Here is a 776-nt window from a genome sequence, read left to right on the forward strand (position 1 = left end):
GGCCGGAGCGTCGTCTACCTCGCCGAAGGACGTGACGAGGACGCACAGCTCGGCCACCTGCCACCGGAGGTCGCCGTTGAGCTGACGTGGCAGGGCCCCGTCGAGGCGCCCCCGCGTCGCCCCCGCCGCCGCGCCGGCGGCAACTAGATACGCACCGAGCCCTTGGAGGCGCCCCTGTATCCCGACCTCCCCTTCGACCCGCCTGCCCCGCGTGGTGGCCACAGCGCGTTGTGGGTCGGCCCCCGCCATCTGGCCGGTGACGACGAACGCCTCTACGACGCTGTCGCCGACACGCTCTCCGGCCTGAGCTGGACGAACTTGACGATTGTCCGCGGGAGGCGCGAGCCGGACGAGGAGTCAGAGCCCAGCGACGTGGTGCGCAGCACCGTCCTGCACCTCAGCCCCGATGCCCTGCGCTGGGCGCAGTGGTCTCTGGCGGACGAGCCGTTCCAGCTGGGAGGGCTGCCGGTCGCCTGGCAGGTCTGTGCCCGAGCCGAGACGAACTCGCTCGCGCAGTGGTCGGCCTACTTCACCCCGGGGGGTTCCCGGCGAGGCTGTGTCCGACTTCCTCGTCGCGCTGGATGCCCACGAGCAGCCGACCGTGCCGCTCGTCGGCCCTGAGCCGGTCCTCGACGCCGTCGTCAGCCAGGGATGGCTGCAGGACATCGATCGGCCCGAGGCGGGAGCCACGGACCCGATGTTCATCTCGCACATCAGCCTCGGCGAGGTGCCTCCCCTCATCCAGGACGCCGATCCGCGGACCCTGAGCGTCGGCA

General features: G+C 71.8%; 1 pseudogene. It reads left to right on the forward strand.

The features are described from left to right. Nucleotides 1–162 precede the first annotated feature (162 nt). A pseudogene (locus LCE31_RS40025) lies at nt 163–776 on the forward strand (DUF317 domain-containing protein); the annotation flags it as partial.

This window comes from Streptomyces sp. 8L (genome assembly GCF_020176795.1).
Taxonomy (GTDB): Bacteria; Actinomycetota; Actinomycetes; order Streptomycetales; family Streptomycetaceae; genus Streptomyces.